Source organism: Streptomyces sp. NBC_00377 (genome assembly GCF_036075115.1).
Lineage (GTDB): Bacteria > Actinomycetota > Actinomycetes > Streptomycetales > Streptomycetaceae > Streptomyces.
In genome coordinates this window covers 2177241-2191991 of record NZ_CP107958.1, presented here as the reverse complement: position 1 = coordinate 2191991, position 14751 = coordinate 2177241, and the positions used below count along the sequence as shown (strand labels likewise).

At 72.0% G+C, this 14751-nt stretch carries 12 protein-coding genes; 7 read left to right on the top strand and 5 right to left on the bottom strand.

Annotated features, from left to right (window positions below; genetic code table 11):
- Positions 1-157: 157 nt before the first annotated feature.
- Together OHS71_RS09955 and OHS71_RS09950 are read right to left on the bottom strand one after the other, a co-directional pair.
- On the bottom strand, positions 158-2977 hold the full coding sequence (locus OHS71_RS09955) for a helix-turn-helix transcriptional regulator (protein WP_328478945.1): 2820 nt from the start codon (positions 2975-2977) through the stop codon (positions 158-160).
- Between the two features lie 222 nt (positions 2978-3199).
- Positions 3200-4063, bottom strand: coding sequence for a response regulator transcription factor (locus tag OHS71_RS09950; protein ID WP_328478943.1), 864 nt, complete (start codon positions 4061-4063; stop codon positions 3200-3202).
- A gap of 188 nt (positions 4064-4251) precedes the next feature.
- Between OHS71_RS09950 and OHS71_RS09945 the strand changes: the two genes are divergently transcribed.
- Positions 4252-5922, top strand: coding sequence for an AMP-binding protein (locus OHS71_RS09945; protein WP_328478941.1), 1671 nt, complete (start codon positions 4252-4254; stop codon positions 5920-5922).
- Entirely contained in the window at positions 5919-7526 is a 1608-nt protein-coding gene (locus OHS71_RS09940; RefSeq protein WP_328478939.1) for an AMP-binding protein, read from the top strand. Before OHS71_RS09945 ends, OHS71_RS09940 begins: the two co-directional genes overlap by 4 nt.
- Before the next feature lie 28 nt (positions 7527-7554).
- Here the strand turns inward: OHS71_RS09940 and OHS71_RS09935 are convergent, their stop codons facing one another.
- Positions 7555-8268 (bottom strand): hypothetical protein, encoded by a 714-nt coding sequence (locus OHS71_RS09935; protein WP_443046892.1) that lies wholly within the window; start codon positions 8266-8268, stop codon positions 7555-7557.
- 171 nt (positions 8269-8439) lie between these two features.
- Between OHS71_RS09935 and gcl the strand changes: the two genes are divergently transcribed.
- The gene (gene gcl, locus OHS71_RS09930) at positions 8440-10224 is read left to right on the top strand and encodes a glyoxylate carboligase (RefSeq protein ID WP_328478935.1); all 1785 of its coding nucleotides are present in this window, start codon (positions 8440-8442) and stop codon (positions 10222-10224) included.
- Positions 10225-10972: 748 nt separating this feature from the next.
- Here gcl and OHS71_RS09925 read toward each other — a convergent pair.
- Both OHS71_RS09925 and OHS71_RS09920 read right to left on the bottom strand, forming a co-directional pair.
- Positions 10973-11866: a 2-hydroxy-3-oxopropionate reductase gene (locus OHS71_RS09925; RefSeq protein WP_328478933.1), complete on the bottom strand. Its 894-nt coding sequence runs from the start codon at positions 11864-11866 to the stop codon at positions 10973-10975.
- A gap of 25 nt (positions 11867-11891) precedes the next feature.
- The gene (locus tag OHS71_RS09920) at positions 11892-12713 is read right to left on the bottom strand and encodes a TIM barrel protein (protein WP_328478931.1); all 822 of its coding nucleotides are present in this window, start codon (positions 12711-12713) and stop codon (positions 11892-11894) included.
- Between the two features lie 257 nt (positions 12714-12970).
- Between OHS71_RS09920 and OHS71_RS09915 the strand changes: the two genes are divergently transcribed.
- The 4 genes from OHS71_RS09915 (at position 12971) to uraH (ending at position 14747) form a co-directional block, all read left to right on the top strand.
- Complete coding sequence (locus OHS71_RS09915) at positions 12971-13267, top strand: hypothetical protein (RefSeq protein WP_328478930.1); 297 nt, start codon at positions 12971-12973, stop codon at positions 13265-13267.
- Positions 13264-13632: a helix-turn-helix domain-containing protein gene (locus tag OHS71_RS09910; RefSeq protein ID WP_328478929.1), complete on the top strand. Its 369-nt coding sequence runs from the start codon at positions 13264-13266 to the stop codon at positions 13630-13632. Before OHS71_RS09915 ends, OHS71_RS09910 begins: the two co-directional genes overlap by 4 nt.
- Positions 13633-13806: 174 nt before the next feature.
- Entirely contained in the window at positions 13807-14328 is a 522-nt protein-coding gene (gene uraD, locus OHS71_RS09905) for a 2-oxo-4-hydroxy-4-carboxy-5-ureidoimidazoline decarboxylase (RefSeq protein WP_328478927.1), read from the top strand.
- Positions 14325-14747 carry a hydroxyisourate hydrolase gene (uraH, locus tag OHS71_RS09900; RefSeq protein WP_328478925.1) on the top strand — a complete coding sequence of 141 codons (423 nt, stop codon included), beginning with the start codon at positions 14325-14327 and terminating at the stop codon, positions 14745-14747. The genes uraD and uraH overlap by 4 nt, the downstream gene beginning before the upstream one ends.
- Positions 14748-14751: the final 4 nt, after the last annotated feature.

Below are 14751 nucleotides of genomic sequence, written 5' to 3'. Positions count from 1 at the left end.
GAGGGAACCCCCTAAGGGAGTTGGGGCAGGGAAAACCCTCGGTCGACCCCGGGGAACCCGCGGTCGCCGCCCGGGGACCGCTCAGGGACCCGCCGCGCGGGGCACAGCACCCACAGCGGGTGGTGAGCCCCTGAGGGGCAGTTAACCCGCGGATTCCTCACTTCGCGTGACGCCCCGCCGCCAGTCGGACGATGTCCACCCGGGAACGGATCCCCAGCTTGCGGTAGACCCGGGTCAGGGTCGCCTCCACCGTCTTGACGCTGATGAACAGCCGCGCGGCGATCTCCCGGTTGGTCGCGCCCTCCATGACGAGCGCGGCGACCTGACGCTCCATCGAGGCGAGCCCCTCCAGCGCGTCGGACGGGGGAGCCGTCTGCTGGGGAAGGGTGATCGTCTCCGGGGCGCCCGCCGCGATCGCCGCGTCCACCTGACGCAGCCAGGGCATCGCCCGGCACCGCCGGAACAGCCGCGCCGCCTCGTCGTACGAGGTGGGCCCCGGCCGCTCGGTGCGCAGCCGGGCCAGCGCGAACGCCGCCCGCGCCTCCTCCAGTCCGTACCCCAGCTTGGCCAGCCGGTCCTGGACGGACGTCAGCCGGGACAGCGCCGCCTCGTGGTCGCCGAGCGCCGCCCGCACCAGGGCCTCCGCCCGGTCGAGCACCGCCAGCACGCTCTCCCGGCCCAGTCTGAGCGCGTGCTCGCGAGCCACGTCGATGACGTCCTGTGCCTCGCCCGGCTCGCCGACCCGGACCAGCGCCTCGGCGAGGTCGCCGTGCCAGCGGCCGCGCGCCGGGTCGGTGATGCGCAGGCCGGTCTCCAGCTCCCGTACCCGGCGCAGCGAGGCGACCGCGCCCGCCGCGTCGCCGGCGACGAACCGGGCGTGGCCGAGCGCTGCCAGGGCACGGGAGAGGTACATCTGGTCGCCGTCCTCCTCGGCACGCTCGGCCGCCTCGCGGGCCAGCGCCAGCGCGCGGTCGACGTCACCGCCGGAGGCCTCGGCGAGGGAGGTCAGCATCGCGGAGGCGCCCAGGCCGATGCCGGAGTCCCGGGCCAGTCTGAGGCTCTCGCGGGCCAGGTCGAGGGCGCGCCCGCAGTGCCCGGAGCGCAGTTCGGTCTCGGCGAGGAAGCGCTGGAAGTGCACCTCGCTCTCGACCATGCCCCGCCGGCGGACCTCGCGCAGCAGCGTGGTGATGGTCGAGCGGGCCTCGGGCAGCTGGTCGCTCATCATCAGCCAGCGGAACCGGGCCGCGCCCACGCCGTTGTGATGGCAGGCCACGTAGGGGTCCTGAGGTTCCTTCAGTGCCCGTTTGATGGTCGCGGGGGCGTTCGGATGGCCCATCAGGGTCTCCGTGGAGGACTGGAACGACAGCGCCATCAGCTCGGTGCGCCGGTCGTCGCCGCGCGCGGCGAGTTCCGCCGCGTGCGCGGCCTCCTGCCGGGCCTCGGAGAAGTCACCCTCGACGATCAGCTTGCGCCAGGCGAGGTGGTAGTGGACCAGGGCGAGCAGCCGGGGGTCGTCACCGGCGTCGGCGAGGGCCTGCGGGAAGACGGCGTCGACGTCGCCCAGGGCCTGCCCGGCGGCCTCGATGACCACCTCCCAGGCGCGGATGCGATCCGCGGGCACGGTGGCCCGGGTCAGCACCTCGCGCGCGATGTCGCGCCCCAGGTCCACCTCCCCGGCCGTGATCGCGTCCTCGGCGGCCCGCAGCCGGTGCTCGTCCGGTCCGGGGGCGCCGTCCGGCGGGGTGTGCCGGGCGGCGAGCAGTCCGAGGGAGGCGGCGACCGAGGGGGCGCCCCGGTCGCGGGCGAGGGCGGCGGCCTCGGCGAGCCGGGCGGCCACCTCGGGGTCGGTGCCGGTGGTGGCCAGGGCGAGGTTGCGGGCCCGCTCGATCGGGTCGGAGGCGGCGGTGGACAGCGCGGCGTGCGCGGCCCGGCGCTCCTGGGCCGGCGCCTCCGCGTACAGCGCGGCCGAGATCAGCGGATGCGCGAACCGTACGGCCGGCCCCTCGGACTCCGTCGCCAGCAGCCCGAGCGCCGCCGCCTGCGCGGTCTCGGCCTCGGCGTTCTCGCGGCCGGACGCGTGCAGCAGGGCCAGGGTGGGGCGGGCGCCGGCGCTGGCCACGAGCAGGGTGCGGCGGGCCTCGTCGGACAGCATGTCGAGGCGGCTGAGGACCAGGGCGCGCAGCGAGGTCGGCACCGGCAGGGGCTCGCCCGGCCGGGGCGGCGTCGGGCTCTCGCCGAGGGCGCGGCCCAACTCCAGGGCGAAGAGGGGATTGCCGCCGCTGGTGCGGTGGATCTCCCGCATGGTGGAGCGGGGCAGGTCGGTGTAGCCGCGGTGGTCGAGCAGCGCGGAGACCTGGGCGCGGGAGAGGGGATTGAGGCGGACGGCCAGGGTGTCGGGCGGGGACGCGCGTAGATGACGGTCGTACTCCTGGTCTTCCGTCCGGACCGCGCACAGCAGCTGGACGGGGGTGTCGCCCAGGCGGCGGGCGGCGAAGCCGAGGAGTTCCGCGCTGGCCGAGTCCAGCCACTGGAGGTCGTCGGCGACGAGCAGGACGGGACCCTCGGCGGCCAGGGCGCGCAGGGCCGACAGCACGGCCAGGCGCAGGGCGAGGCCGTCGCGCTGCAGAGTCGATTCGCCGCGCCCGGTGAGCGCCGACTCCAGGGCCGTGCGCTGGGCGGCGGGCAGCTTGTCCGAGATCTCGTCCAGGACGAGGCCGAAGAGGTCCGCCAGGGCCAGGAAGGGAAGGTGGGATTCGGACTCGGTCGCCGAGCAGCGCAGGACGGTGCGGGCCGCCTCCCCGTAATCCGCGGCCAATGCCCGCAGCACGGTCGACTTTCCTATTCCGGCCGGGCCGTGCAGCAGCACACTGCCGCCGCGCGCCAACTGGTCCTGGGCGGCCGTGAACAGCTCGTCCCTGCCGATGACCAGGTCGGGGCGGTATCTGGCAGGCTCCTTGAAGTCCGGTCCCACGGTCACCGCTCCCCTCCGAGTGTCGTGTCCGGGCCAAATTCTAGGCAACGTCTCTTTGAAATTCGGACGCACGGCGTGGTGAGGCATATAACAACGCGACGCATACGGAAATTCATGGTGCCGCCGGGTGAATGGTCGCTCGTCGTGAGGGGCCTCCCTGGCTTGATGTGATCGGTGCTTCCCGCATCCTGCACCGCGCGCGCTACGGGCATGTTGCGCGCCCCGCGGTCAGGGCAGCAGACCCGCCCTCCGGGCCGCGACCACCGCCTCCCCGCGGGTGCCCGCGCCCAGCTTGCGCATCGCCGCCCGCAGATAGCCCTTCACCGTCTCCGGGCGCAGCCCGAGCCGCTCGGCGGCCGCCGCGTTCGTCGCCCCCGCCGCCACGCAGGCCAGCACGTCCAGCTCACGCGGCGCCAGCACGACCGGTTGCCCCGCCGGCCGCTGCGGCCTCCTCGGCGCAAGCAGCCCGCAGACCTCGAGGAGCTCGGCGCGCAGGACCGGGTCGGCGATCCGCGGGGCCAGGGCGCGCAGGGCCGTGTGCGCCTCGCGGACCTGCTCCAGGTCGGCCCCCGCACCGGAGCCCGGACCGGGCAGCCTTACGGTCGCGGCGCCCGGCCGGGCCGCCGTCAGCAGGTCGCGCGCCTCGTCCCCGACCACCAGTGCCTGTTCCACGTCCCGCGCCGCCTGGACGGCCGCGGTCAGCGTCCGGTCGCCGAGCGGCTGGGCCGTGCGCAGGGCGCCGTACAGAACCCCGCGCACCCGGCGCCGCACGATCACCGGGATCGCCAGCACCGAGCGCAGGCCCTCCTCGGCGACGGCCGCGTCGTACTCGTGACTGATCTGCCGGGACAGGGAGTAGTCGGTGACGGCACACGGGCGGGCCAGCACGACCGCCCTGCCGCCGAGACCGTTGCCGGAGGCCACCGCGAGCCCGCGCAGCGCGAGACCGGCAGCACCGCTGATCTCACTGATCCGCGTCCGCTGCCGCCCCGGTTCCACCAGACCGCCGAAGGCGACCGGCAGCCCCGTCGCACGCCGCAGCCGTACCAGGGCGCCACGAATCTCCACCGTTCCGGCCGCGTCTGCCGCCACGTTCTCGCCCTTTCCGCGCGGCTTGGTGCCGCACACCCCCGTCCGGGGGTAGTGAGACCTGCATCACGGATTACACGATGGCAGAGAGCCGCCCGGCAATGGTCCGGCACCACGGGAGTGAACCGCGGGCGTCGAGAGTGCCCCGGAGAGGCGAACGGCCGGACATGCCCAGAAAGCACGGAGGACAGATGACGTCGGCGACGGAGAGTTTCCGCAGAGCCCGCGACTTCCTGCTGGAACACCGCGAGGACTATGCCACCGCGTACGAGCACTTCGAGTGGCCCCGCCCGGAGCGCTTCAACTGGGCGCTCGACTGGTTCGACGTGATCGCCGACGGCAACGGCCGCACCGCCCTGCACATCGTGGAGGAGGACGGTTCCGAGACCCGGCTCACCTTCGCCGAGCTGTCGGAGCGCTCCGACCGGGTCGCGAACTGGCTGCGCGGGCACGGGGTCGCCGCCGGGGACAGGATCCTCGTCATGCTCGGCAACCAGGCCGAACTGTGGGAGAGCGCGCTGGCCGCGATGAAGCTGCGCGCCGTCGTCGTCCCGGCCACCCCGCTGCTCGGCCCCGCCGACCTGACCGACCGCGTCGAGCGCGGCCGGATCCGGCACGTCCTCGTGAGGACCGAGGACACCGGCAAGTTCGACGAGGTCCCCGGCGACTACCGGCGTATCGCGGTCGGCGGCGCACCCGAGGGCTGGCAGCCGTTCGAGGAGGCGTACACCGCCCCGGCCGGCTTCACGCCCGACGGCCCCACCTTCGCCGACGACCCGCTGATGCTGTACTTCACCTCCGGCACGACCGCCCGGCCCAAGCTGGTCGAGCACACCCACACCTCGTACCCGGTCGGACACCTGTCGACGATGTACTGGATCGGACTGAAGCCCGGCGACGTGCACCTCAACATCTCCTCACCCGGCTGGGCCAAGCACGCGTGGTCCAACCTCTTCGCCCCGTGGAACGCGGAAGCGACCGTCTTCATCCACCACTACACCCGCTTCGACCCGGTCCGGCTGATGACGGAGATGGACCGGGCGGGCGTCACGACGTTCTGCGCCCCGCCCACCGTCTGGCGCATGCTCATCCAGGCCGACCTCACCCAGCTGCGCACCCCGCCACGCGAGGCGGTGGCCGCGGGCGAGCCCCTCAATCCCGAGGTCATCGAGCAGGTGCGGCGCGCCTGGCGGGTCACCGTCAGGGACGGCTTCGGGCAGACCGAGACGGCCGTGCAGATCGCCAACAGCCCCGGACAGGAACTCAAGACCGGGTCGATGGGCCGGCCGGGCCCCGGTTACCGGGTGGAGCTGCTCGACCCGGTGTCCGGCGCGCCCGGCGCCCGGGAGGGCGAGATCGCGCTGGACCTGTCGGCCCGGCCGGTCGGCCTGATGGTCGGCTACCACGGTGACGCCGACCGCACGGCGGAGGTGATGGCGGGCGGCTACTACCGCACCGGCGACATCGGCAGCCGCGACGAGAACGGCTACCTCACCTACGTCGGACGGGCCGACGACGTCTTCAAGGCCTCCGACTACAAGATCAGCCCCTTCGAGCTGGAGAGCGCGCTGCTGGAGCACGAGGCGGTCGCCGAGGCGGCCGTGGTCCCCGCCCCGGACGCGCTGCGCCTCGCCGTGCCCAAGGCGTACGTCGTCCTCGCCGAAGGCTGGGAACCGGGCCCCGACACCGCGAAGGTGCTGTTCGAGCACTCCCGTGAGGTCCTCGCCCCCTACAAACGGATCCGGCGCCTGGAGTTCGCCCCGCTGCCCAAGACGGTGAGCGGCAAGATCCGCCGGATCGAGCTGCGGGAGGCGACCGAGGCGGGTTCGGCGGACGAGTACCGTGAGGAGGACTTCCGGTGAGCGAGCCTTCGTATGCGCACGGGACCGGCGCGACCGCGCTGCTCGGAGACACCGTCGGAGCCAACCTGGACCGGACGGCGGACCGCTGGCCGGACCGCGAGGCGCTCGTCGACGTGCCCTCCGGACGGCGCTGGACGTATCGTCAGTTCGTCACGGACGTCGACGCACTGGCGTGCGCGTTGCTCGCGAGCGGGGTCGCCAAGGGCGACCGCGTGGGCATCTGGGCCGTCAACTGCGCCGAGTGGGTGCTGGTGCAGTACGCCACCGCACGCATCGGCGCCATCATGGTGAACATCAACCCCGCGTACCGCACGCACGAGGTCGAGTACGTCCTCGGACAGGCCGGGATCTCCCTGCTGTTCGCCTCGACCGGTCATCGCACGAGCGACTACCGGGCGATGGTCGAGCAGGTGCGCGGCAACTGCCCGCGGCTGCGGGAGGCCGTCTACATCGGGGACCCGACCTGGGAGGCGCTGCTGCGGCGCGCAACACCCGGCCTCCGCGACGACCTGCGCGTACGCGAGGGCGAACTGTCCTGCGACGACCCGGTCAACATCCAGTACACCTCGGGCACCACGGGCTTCCCCAAGGGGGCCACGCTCTCCCACCACAACATTCTCAACAACGGCTTCTTCGTGGGCGAGTCGGTCGCCTACACCGAGCAGGACCGGATCTGCGTCCCGGTGCCGTTCTACCACTGCTTCGGCATGGTGATGGGAAACCTGGCGGCCACCTCGCACGGCGCCTGCATCGTCGTCCCGGCTCCGTCCTTCGACCCGAAGGCCACGCTGGAGGCGGTCCAGCAGGAGCGGTGCACGTCCCTGTACGGCGTCCCGACCATGTTCATCGCGGAGTTGAACCTCCCCGACTTCGCTTCCTACGACCTCTCCTCCCTGCGCACCGGGATCATGGCGGGCTCGCCGTGTCCGGTCGAGGTGATGAAGCGGGTGGTCGCCGAGATGAACATGGCCGAGGTGTCGATCTGTTACGGCATGACCGAGACCTCGCCCGTCTCCACCCAGACCCGGCGCGAGGACGACCTGGAGCACCGTACCGGCACCGTGGGCAGCGTCCTGCCGCACATCGAGGTGAAGGTCGTCGACCCGGTGGACGGCGTGACCCGGCCGCGCGGCGTTCCCGGCGAGCTGTGCACCCGCGGCTACAGCGTGATGCTCGGCTACTGGGAGGAGCCCGAGAGGACCGCCGAGGCGATCGACGCGGCACGCTGGATGCACACCGGCGACCTGGCGGTGATGCGTGAGGACGGATACGTCGAGATCGTCGGCCGCATCAAGGACATGATCATCCGGGGCGGGGAGAACATCTACCCGCGCGAGATCGAGGAGTTCCTCTACGCACATCCGAAGATCCGGGACGTCCAGGTCGTCGGTGTCCCGCACGAGAGGTACGGCGAGGAGGTCCTCGCCTGTGTGATCCCGGCCGAGGCGGCGGATCCGCCGACGCTGGAGGAGCTGCGCGCCCACTGCGAGGGCCGGCTGGCGCACTACAAGATCCCGAGCAGGCTCCGGATCATGGATGCCTTCCCGATGACCGTCTCGGGGAAGGTGCGCAAGGTCGAACTGCGGGAGGGCCGCGCCCGGTAGCCGCTGACCGCGGCGGTGGCCGTCGTCCTCAGACGCTTCCCGCGTCGAGGGCGTCGGCCGTCGCGTTGACCGGCTGCGGGGTGCCCGTGAGATCCAGGACGAAGAGCGGGACGCGCAGCTGGTCGGCGCGGGCGCGCGCGTCGTCGTCGTACCCGGCGAGGGAGAAGTAGACGCACTCCGCGGACTCCGTCATGGCCGTCAGCCACAGACACTCCACGTCCCGCGGCGAGGCCGGGCGCACGCTGGGGTCCACCTGCGCCACGAGCCCGCGGGCGGCGAGCCCGACGCCGGAGGTGGGCCGCTGGTCCGCCCGCCGGATGTCTCCGTGCCCGAGCCAGTTCAGATAGAGCGCCGCGGCCGTGACCGCGTCACGTGCGGTGCGGATGGTGACGGGCCGGAAGGCAGGCCGTTCCGCCGGTGGTTCCGGTGCTGTCGGCTCAGGCGGCCCGGGCGGGGTCCTGCCGGGCTGCGGTGCGGGGGGCGGGTCGGTCACTGCGAGCCTCAGCACCGCTCCGCAGGCGCAGCTCAGCTCCGGCTGTGGCCACTGGTGCCGCAGGCCGCAGACGGGACAGCGCAGCGCGACCCACTCGTCGTCCCACGCCCGGTGCACGACCGTCGTCGGCGCCGTCCCGCGGTCGAGCACGGGCGTGACGGGAGCACCGCACGCACACGGGTAGGACGGGGCGGTGTAGAGGCGCTCGCGCCGACAGGCCGGGCAGCGCACCGGCACGCTCTCGGGCATGGCCACCATCGTCCTCCTTCGGCCCCCGCTTGTCCGTCTCTTGACGACGTTTGCGCACCCACTTACATTGCTTCCAGATAGCAGAAAATAGTTTCCGCATTACGGAAAAACAGTTCTCACCGCGGGGCGCGACGGGAGAGCGATTCCGGCAGCCGAAGCAGGAGTAACCCCATGGCTCGTATGACCGCTGCCCGCGCGGCAGTCGAGATCCTCAAGCGCGAGGGCGTCACCAGCGCGTTCGGTGTCCCCGGCGCGGCGATCAACCCCTTCTACGCGGCGCTCGCGGCCTCCGGCGGCGTCGGCCACACCCTCGCCCGTCACGTGGAGGGCGCCTCGCACATGGCCGAGGGCTACACCCGTACCCACCCGGGCAACATCGGCGTCTGCATCGGCACCTCGGGCCCGGCCGGCACCGACATGATCACCGGGCTGTACTCCGCCATCGGCGACTCGATCCCGATCCTGTGCATCACCGGCCAGGCTCCGACCGCCGTGATCCACAAGGAGGACTTCCAGGCTGTCGACATCGCCTCCATCGCCAGGCCGGTGACGAAGATGGCCGTCACCGTCCTGGAGGCGGCCCAGGTTCCGGGCGTCTTCCAGCAGGCGTTCCACCTCATGCGCTCCGGCCGGCCGGGCCCGGTCCTGATCGACCTGCCGGTCGACGTCCAGCAGACGGAGATCGAGTTCGACGTGGACACGTACGAACCGCTGCCCGTCCACCGGCCGGCCGCGACCCGCGCGCAGATCGACAAGGCGATCGCGATGCTGAACGCGTCCGAGCGGCCGCTGATCGTCGCGGGCGGCGGGGTCATCACCGCCGACGCCACCGAACTCCTCGTGGAATTCGCCGAACTGACGGGCACGCCGGTCATCCCGACCCTGATGGGCTGGGGTGCGATCCCCGACGACCACGAGCTGAACGCCGGCATGGTCGGCCTCCAGACCTCGCACCGCTACGGCAACGCGACCTTCCTGGAGTCCGACTTCGTCCTCGGCATCGGCAACCGCTGGGCCAACCGCCACACCGGCCGTATCGACGTCTACACGGCCGGCCGCACCTTCGTCCACGTCGACGTCGAGCCCACCCAGATCGGCAGGATCTTCGCTCCGGACTACGGCATCGCCTCGGACGCGAAGGCGGCTCTGAAGCTGTTCGTCGAGGCGGCGAGGGAGGCGAAGGCGGCCGGCACGCTCCCCGACCGGGCGGCGTGGGCGTCCGCCGCGCAGGAGAAGAAGGCCACCCTCCAGCGCCGTACGCACTTCGACGACATCCCGATCAAACCTCAGCGCGTGTACGAGGAGATGAACAAGGCCTTCGGTCCGCAGACGCGGTACGTCACCACCATCGGCCTCTCGCAGATCGCCGGCGCCCAGATGCTGCACGTCTACCGGCCGCGCCACTGGATCAACTGCGGCCAGGCCGGGCCGCTCGGCTGGACGATCCCGGCGGCCCTCGGGGTCGCCACGGCCGACCCGCAGGCGCAGGTCGTCGCCCTCTCCGGGGACTACGACTTCCAGTTCATGATCGAGGAACTGGCCGTCGGAGCCCAGCACAAGATCCCCTACGTCCACGTCCTCGTCAACAACTCCTACCTGGGCCTGATCCGCCAGGCCCAGCGGGCGTTCGACATCGACTTCCAGGTCAAGCTGGAGTTCGAGAACGTCAACTCGCCCGAGCTGGGCGTGTACGGCGTCGATCACGTCAAGGTCGTCGAGGGCCTCGGCTGCAAGGCGATCCGGGTGACGGACCCCGCCGAGCTGGGCGCCGCCTTCGAGCAGGCCAAGAAGCTGGCCGCCGAGTTCCGGGTGCCGGTCGTCGTGGAGGCGATCCTGGAGCGCGTCACCAACATCTCGATGAGCGGCACGAACGACATCGGCAACGTCGTGGAGTTCGAGGAACTCGCCACCGAGCCGGGCCATGCGCCGACGTCGATCAGGACACTGAAGGTCTGACACGGACGGTCCGATGCCGGCGGTCCGAAGCAGGAGCTCTGTCGCCGCGGCTTCGTCGCGGACGGCTCGACGAGCAACGTCGTACGTGAAGGGGCGGCCCGTCCACTGGACGGGCCGCCCCTTCACGTACGCCCCCGAGCGGAGCCCGCCGCCCCCGTGTCGGCGGGCCCCGCATGACCACAATGTGCCCTGTGCCGGGTCCGGTTGAAGCCTGCTGAACAATGTTCAGAGGTTGATTTGAGGTTGACGCGGCCCGCCCGTCACCGGCGCCGCACGGGTGAGGCCCGCGCGGCACGGGGTGAGGCCGGCGTGGCACGGGGTGAGGCCGGCGGGTCGGCGGCGGTCGACCGGTCGTCCCTCGGACAACGCGCAGCGCTCCCTCGTCGGTCCTGCTGACGGGGGAGCGCGGGGTGACCGAGGGCTGGTGGTGGGGGGAGTGGGCCGGGGACCGCGGCGGGTGTGCGACGGAGCCGGGACGGCTTCCCTCAGGTCGGAAAGCGGCCCCGTTCCTTCACCGCCGCACCGGCTCGCACGCCGCCGCGGTCCTCGCCCTGCCCGCGCCGTGTCCGGCGACCACCCCTCATCCGGGTCGTCCGGTACGGCCGCGGGCCGCGCACGGCTGGTGACCGAACGTCAGAAGCCGTGCGCGAGAACGATGTTCGTCCTCACGTCACCGAGGGGGATTCCGGGCGGCGCCGCCGCCTGGGCGCGACAGGACAGATGTCGGCGACGGCGCCGCCCGGAAGTTTCAGAGCCGTGCGCCCGACAGGCGCTCCACGGCTCGCAGGAGGGCCGAGTGATCCAGCGCGCCGTCACCCTGCGCACGCAGGCTCGCGACCAGCTGGGCGACCACCGCGCCGACGGGCAGGGCCGCGCCGACGGTGCGGGCGGCATCCGTGACGATGCCCATGTCCTTGTGGTGCAGGTCGATCCGGAAACCGGGCTCGAAGTCGCGGGTGAGGAAGTTGTCCTTCTTTCGGGCCAGCACGGTCGAGCCGGCGAGCCCACCGCCCAGGACGTCCAGCGCCGCCTTCAGGTCCACGCCCGACTTCTCCAGGAAGACCACGGCCTCGGCGCACGCCTGGATGTTGACGGCGACGATCAGCTGGTTGGCGGCCTTCACGGTCTGGCCCGAACCGTGCGGACCGCACAGCACGATGGTCTTGCCGAGCGCCTCGAAGACGGGCCTCGCCTCGTCGAAGTCGGCCTGCTCGCCGCCCACCATGATGGACAGCACGGCCTCGACGGCACCGGCCTCACCGCCGGAGACGGGCGCGTCGAGCACGCGCACGCCCTTGTCCTTCGCCGCCCGTGCCAGGTCGACCGAGGTCTGCGGGGTGATCGAGGACATGTCGATCAGAAGGGACCCGGACCGCACGTTCTCCAGGATGCCGGAGGGACCGTAGGCGATGGCCTCGACCTGCGGGGAGGCGGGCACCATCGTGATCACGACGTCGGCGTCACGGACCGCCTCGGCGACGGACCCCGCGGCCCTGCCGCCGGCCGTGGCCAGCCGGTCGAGCTTGTCCTGCTCCAGGGTGAAGCCGGTGACGTCGTAACCCGCCTCGACCAGGTGCTCGGACATGGGAGAGCCCATGATGCCGAGACCTATCCAGGCGATCTTGGGAAGTGTGCTGCTCATCGGGAGTGCCTCTCGGTACGGGGGATCAGCGGGGCATCCAGTCGAAGGCCTCGGCGCTCGGACGGTCGCCCGGTTTGTACTCCAGGCCGACCCAGCCCTCGTAACCGGCCTTCCTCAGCCGGCCGAGGAGGTCCTCCAGGGGCAGGGAGCCCGTGCCCGGCGCGCCACGGCCCGGGTTGTCGGCGATCTGCACATGGCCGGTCCTCGACGCGTACCGCTCGATCACCGACGGCAGGTCCTCACCGTTCATCGACAGGTGGTACAGGTCCATCAGGAACTTCGCGTTGCCGAGTCCGGTCGCCTCGTTGACCTGGTCGACGATCCCGATCGCGGCCGGGGCGCTCACCAGCGGGTAGCGGGGCGACTCGGCCCGGTTCAGCGCCTCGACGAGCAGGATCGCGCCGATCCGGTCCGCGGCCAGGGCCGCGAGTGCCAGGTTCTCCAGCGCGAGCGCGTCCTGCTCGGCGGGGTCCACGCCGTCGAGGCGGTTGCCGTACAGCGCGTTGAGCGCGCCGCAGCCCAGGGACCGGGCGAAGCCCGCGGCCACGTCGATGTTGGCGCGGAACCGCTCGGATTCCCGGCCGGGCAGCGACAGGGCGCCGCGGTCGGGGCCGGGGAGCTGTCCGGCGTAGAAGTTGAGACCGGTGAGCCGGACGCCCGCGTCCTCGATCGCCGTCTCCAGGGCGTCGAGCTCGGACCGCTCCGGGGTGGGGGAGTCGACCCACGGCCACCACAGCTCGACCGCGGTGAAGCCGGCCGCGGCGGCGGCCGCGGGGCGCTCCAGGAGCGGGAGTTCGGTGAAGAGGATCGACAGGTTGACGTTGAAGCGCTGGTCTTCGAAGCCCATGGGGTTCCGCGCTCCCTTCCGTGGCGAGTGGTCCTGTGCGGGTCCGGTTCGGCTTTCCAAGATATTCCGCATTGTGGAATCATTATTCTGCTTGTTGGAAGATTGTCGCCCGCTCGGTCGGCTTGTCAAGGGGGCGAGGGGGCGGTCGGGCCCGGCCGCGGTGGAATCCCGAGTCCCGGGTGATCGTCCGTCCGGTCCGTTAAGGTCGGGGTCCGGGCGCCGACGGTCCGGTCCCGTTCAGAGAGGTGTGGGGCGCGATGCGACTGAAAGTGGAGTTCACCACCGAGCCCTTCGACCTCGACGAGGCTCCCGCGCACGCGCTGGTCGCCCGTGCGGTGATCGAGGCCGCCGACCTGGACACGGTGGACGTCGGGCCGTTCGGAAACACCGTCGAGGGCGCTGCCGGCCCGGTCCTCGAAGCCGTGGACGCGCTGCTGCGCGAGTCCCTCGGTGCGGGCGCCACCCGTATCTCGCTCCAGGTCAACGTCATCGGCGCCGCCGACGCGAAACCGGGCGCGGGCGCCGGCGGCGAAGTTCTCGGGGAGGGCGCGTGAGCACCGCCGGAGACGAGGCCTTCATCGCGGCCGTGAAGCCGCTGGTCGACGCGATGGGCGGCGAGATGCTCCCGCCCGACGAGGCCGGAGCCGAGGACGTCGTGCTCGCCTGGGACGGCGTCGACGCCGTCGCCGTACGCCTGCCGCAGCTCGCCGACTCCCTCGACCACATCCTGGCCGCCATGGAACGCCGGAAGGGCAGACCGCTCGCCGACCTGGACCGCAAGGCCAAGCAGGAGGTGGTGCGGATACTCGAGGCGCGCGGCGCCTTCTCCGTACGGCACGGCGTGGAGACCGTGGCGAGCGCGCTCGGGGTGAGCCGCTTCACGGTCTACAACTATCTCAACCGGGAGAAAGAGGCCTGAGCGGTCCCTCCGGGGCCTCTCGGGGGTGCGTCCCCGGGGCCGGGAGAGGTGGCCGGGCCGCCGGGGTTCGTTACCCGGAATTTTCAACAAAGTGTTGACGTGGTGTCGCGCGGGGGCGTTAGCTGGCCGCAGCCCGCTCAAGCACGAAGGCCGTCCGCGGCCACGGAGGCTCCCGTGACTTCGACTTCCCCACCGCCGGGCCTGGCCCGGTTCAACGACCTCGAGAAGTCCGCGGCCCTCGCCGCGCTCCACGAGACGTGCGCCTCCACGGCGTGGGCCACCCGGCTGCTCGCGGGCCGCCCCTACGCCTCCGTCGCCGACCTGTACACCGCCGCCGACGCGGCCATGGCCGACCTGACCGCCGCCGACCTGGCAGAGGCGATGGCCGGGCACCCGCCCATCGGCCGCCCGAAGCCGGGCGACCCGGCCTCCGCCCGCGAACAGCGGGGCATGGCCGGCGCCTCCGCGGAGCTCAAGGCCGAGATGCTCGAACTGAACCTGGCCTACCAGGAGAAGTTCGGCCAGGTCTTCCTGATCTGCGCCACCGGCCGCACCGGCGAACAGATGCGCGACGCGGTCAAGGAGCGGATCGGCAACGCGCCGGACGAGGAACGGGAGATCGTCCGCGTCGAACTGGGCAGGATCAACCGCATCCGCCTCGCCCGACTCGTCGAAGAGGACCGAGACACCCCATGAGCACCAGCACCACCGCATCGGTGTCCACCCACATCCTGGACACCTCCGTCGGCCGGCCCGCCCCGGGAGTCGCCGTCCACCTTTCCGCCCGCTCGGGACGGGGAGCCCACGACGGGCCGGCCGACTGGCAGGCGCTCGGCGGGTCCGCGACCGACGCGGACGGCCGGTGCAAGGACCTGCCGGCGCTGCCGGAGGGCACCACCCACGTACGGCTCGACTTCGCCGTGGAGGCGTATTTCGAGCGATCAGAGAAGAAGCAAGCCGATGCGCAGCAGGACGCCCCCGCGAATCGGGACAGCGGTGCCACACAGGTGTTCTTCCCGGAGGTGGCGATCACCTTCGCCGTGAGGCCCGGCGAGCACTACCACGTACCGCTGCTGCTCAACCCGTTCGGCTACTCCGTTTACCGAGGGAGCTAGCTAG

What these genes read in the sequence shown, in the direction of transcription:
- OHS71_RS09915 (WP_328478930.1), top strand. Translation starts at nt 12,971, where the DNA reads ATGCGACTGAAAGTGGAGTTCACCACCGAGCCCTTCGACCTCGACGAG.
- OHS71_RS09920 (WP_328478931.1), bottom strand. Translation starts at nt 12,713, where the DNA reads ATGGGCTTCGAAGACCAGCGCTTCAACGTCAACCTGTCGATCCTCTTC.
- gcl (WP_328478935.1), top strand. Translation starts at nt 8,440, where the DNA reads ATGGCTCGTATGACCGCTGCCCGCGCGGCAGTCGAGATCCTCAAGCGC.
- OHS71_RS09945 (WP_328478941.1), top strand. Translation starts at nt 4,252, where the DNA reads ATGACGTCGGCGACGGAGAGTTTCCGCAGAGCCCGCGACTTCCTGCTG.
- OHS71_RS09935 (WP_443046892.1), bottom strand. Translation starts at nt 8,268, where the DNA reads ATGCCCGAGAGCGTGCCGGTGCGCTGCCCGGCCTGTCGGCGCGAGCGC.
- OHS71_RS09925 (WP_328478933.1), bottom strand. Translation starts at nt 11,866, where the DNA reads ATGAGCAGCACACTTCCCAAGATCGCCTGGATAGGTCTCGGCATCATG.
- uraH (WP_328478925.1), top strand. Translation starts at nt 14,325, where the DNA reads ATGAGCACCAGCACCACCGCATCGGTGTCCACCCACATCCTGGACACC.